The 2,949-nt window shown below is 38.9% G+C and carries 3 protein-coding genes and 1 pseudogene; all 4 read left to right on the forward strand.

The genetic code is table 11. The features are described from left to right. Positions 1-181: 181 nt before the first annotated feature. Positions 182-578, forward strand: a pseudogene (locus tag O9332_RS28245) (hypothetical protein). Continuing rightward, positions 559-933, forward strand: coding sequence for a type II toxin-antitoxin system PemK/MazF family toxin (locus O9332_RS24825; RefSeq protein ID WP_196219847.1), 375 nt, complete (start codon positions 559-561; stop codon positions 931-933). Before O9332_RS28245 ends, O9332_RS24825 begins: the two are co-directional and overlap by 20 nt. A 331-nt stretch (positions 934-1,264) precedes the next feature. Then, positions 1,265-1,474, forward strand: coding sequence for a DUF2281 domain-containing protein (locus O9332_RS24830; RefSeq protein WP_002760653.1), 210 nt, complete (start codon positions 1,265-1,267; stop codon positions 1,472-1,474). Positions 1,475-1,765: 291 nt separating this feature from the next. Beyond that, positions 1,766-2,938, forward strand: a complete 1,173-nt coding sequence (locus O9332_RS24835) for an RNA-guided endonuclease InsQ/TnpB family protein (protein ID WP_288027790.1) — start codon at positions 1,766-1,768, stop codon at positions 2,936-2,938. Positions 2,939-2,949 lie beyond the last annotated feature (11 nt).

Consider the following 2,949-nt stretch of genomic DNA (forward strand, 5'->3'; position numbering starts at 1 on the left):
AAATCCTTATCTGGCAAGAGACTTAATTGATTAGTTCGCTCTAGATAAAAAACAATTGACAAAAATCGCTAAATGCCTTTCTATATAAGGGTTCCATCCCTTATAATCCCCGTCCATTGCATAACACAAACCGAAGAGCCATAAGCTACATTAACAACAATACTTAAAGAGAAGGCTTAAAATGGTTAAATCAACTTTGTACACGACAGCAAAAGTTCTACCTGGAAATAGAATTGAAATTGAATCTCCAGATCTGACTGTAGGACAAACTGTTGAGGTAGTTATTTTGGTTGAAGAAGTTAGTTCTGATTCTTCTACCACCGAAGCTATCTCTCCATCCTTAAAACAGCGTCTTGCTTTTCTGAAGTTACCAATGACTGAACGTAGGAATATTCTCAAAAGTCAAGCCGATATATAGCGTTTCTGATTCACAAGAGGTACATTCGCGATCCTGAACAGCTTAATCAGCAAAGGTTTAAGTGTGCCGCACAGATGCGAGAACCGCTATAATGCTCTCTCACTATCAACAAGATTCTGAATGGCAGCAGTTAATGGCAGGTGACATCATTGACTATTAACCCTGAGCTGCCAAAACGTGGAGAAATTTGGTTAGTCAACTTCGATCCTACTGTGGGTGCAGAAATCAAAAAAGTGCGTCCTGCTGTCGTCATCAGTTCCGATTCAGTAGGAAAGCTTCCTATCAAGCTTATTGCTCCTATTACAGACTGGAAAACATATTTTTCAGCAAATTTCTGGCACGTTAAAATTGAACCTAACAGTATCAATGGATTGAATAAAGCTTCTGCAATTGATACTCTTCAACTAAGGGGGGTGGATTTACAAAGGTTTATTCATAAATTAGGAAGCGTTTCTGAAATTACAATGCTGGAAATTGTAGCCTCCATTGCTACTGTAATCGAATTTGAGATCTAACAAATCATTGCACCCGACCGTGTGTTAGATAACTCATAATCATGTAAACGCAGTGAATTCAGCTGGTAGGCTGCGTTCCCTAATGCAAGTCCTACTACTCCACTAATAGATTTTTGGGGAACGCACCATGCACATTGATTGAAACTGTGGGTTAAAGTGCGATACCGAAGGCACTGGGTAGCACCCCTAGATGGGGTTGGAGGGCTTGCTTTAGGGCGCTATACTGGGTTATAGGGGTTTTCAAGATTAGTGCTGTTTCTCATCAAATCCTATGCTAGACTGGTGGTAGATTAGTTATCAACTACTGCAAAAAGTTGAATTGGTAAAATACATGAGTACATCAGCAAAATCACTAGAAGAACTGGTGAGACAATTATCGCCTCAGTTAAAGGTTGAAGTACAAACGTTTGTAGAGTCACTTTTAAGTAAATCTAACCAACCTATAAAACGTAAACTCCGTCAAGACTGGGCAGGGATGCTTAAAACCGATTACACATCAATTGAGTTACAGCATCTTGCAGTTGAATGGAGAAATGGCTAGTGTTTCTTCTGGATACGAATATTTGGCTAGAACGCTTATTAGGACAAGGACAGGCGGAGGTTGTTGCGGAGCTACTTGATACGCTCTCGCCGTCTGATATGTGTATGACTGATTTTACTTTACCTAAAATGTCGGATGAATGCCCCCGCTAGATTTTTCAACAAGATACTCACTAAAATTAGCGGGGGATGAAATCCGACCAGAATATTAGCAACGGAGTATCGATTTAATTCTATCATTTGTGAGTAAACTGTGTTATAATCTACTTAACCAATGGTCGAGAATTGTTAGATGCTAGTCGTAGAAGCAAAGCTAAAAAACGGGACACTAGAGCAATATCACCGGCTTGATGAAGCTATCAAAACTTCTCAGTTTGTGCGTAATTCTTGTGTTCGTTATTGGATGGATCATAAGGGTACAACCCGCAATGATCTCCAAAAACTTTGCTCGGTACTAGCTAACAATAAAGAGACACCTTGGGTTAATAAATTAAACTCACAAGCACGTCAATCGGCTGCTGATAGAGCCTGGCAATCAATTAATCGATTTTACCAGAATTGTCATGCTAAGATACCAGGGAAAAAGGGTTTTCCCCGGTTCAAAAAGCATAGCCGTTCGGTTGAATATAAACTAACAGGCTACAAACTATCTGATGAGCGACGTAAAATTAAATTTACCGATGGCTTTAAAGCAGGAGAATTTGATTTATGGTGTAGTCAAAAGACCTTAGTTTATTATTCAGAACAACAGATTAGACGGGTAAGAGTTGTTAGACGTGCTGACGGTTATTATTGCCAGTTTTTAATTGACGTAGAACGGCAAGAATACCATAAACCAACGGGACAAATAACAGGAATTGACTTAGGGTTAAAGGAATTTTATACCGATGCTCAAGGCAATACTGTAGAGAATCCACGTTATTTAAGAAAGTCAGAAAAGCGACTTCAAAAAGCACAACGACGATTATCTAAGAAATTCCGTAAAGGAAAGAAACAGTCTAAAAACTATCATAAGCAACGGGTAAAGGTAGCCAAGCTTCATCTTAAAGTATCAAGACAACGTAAAGACAAAGCAATTAAAGACGCTTTGGCGTTAGTCCAGTCTAATGATCTGGTAGTCTATGAAGCTTTAAAGGTAAGAAACTTAGTCAAAAACCGTAAGCTTGCCAAGTCGATTTCCGATGCTTCTTGGTATCAATTCACTCAATGGTTGAATTATTTTGCCAAGATTTATCAGATTGTTTGTGTTGCTGTACCACCGCATTTTACTTCTCAAGATTGTTCAGTTTGTGGAACAAGAGTTCAGAAATCATTAAGCACTAGAACTCATCAATGTCCTCACTGTCAAACAGTCTTAGATAGGGATCATAATGCAGCAATAAATATTCTTAAAAAAGGGTTGAAATATTTGGGAAATCATCTCAACGGTACTGTTGGGCAAACAGAAACCGACCCAAACGCATAATAGAGAGTCCG

This window comes from Microcystis sp. LE19-10.1B (assembly GCF_027530565.1).
Taxonomy (GTDB): Bacteria; Cyanobacteriota; Cyanobacteriia; order Cyanobacteriales; family Microcystaceae; genus Microcystis; species Microcystis aeruginosa.

What these genes read in the sequence shown, in the direction of transcription:
- O9332_RS24830 (WP_002760653.1), top strand. Translation starts at nt 1,265, where the DNA reads ATGAGTACATCAGCAAAATCACTAGAAGAACTGGTGAGACAATTATCG.
- O9332_RS24835 (WP_288027790.1), top strand. Translation starts at nt 1,766, where the DNA reads ATGCTAGTCGTAGAAGCAAAGCTAAAAAACGGGACACTAGAGCAATAT.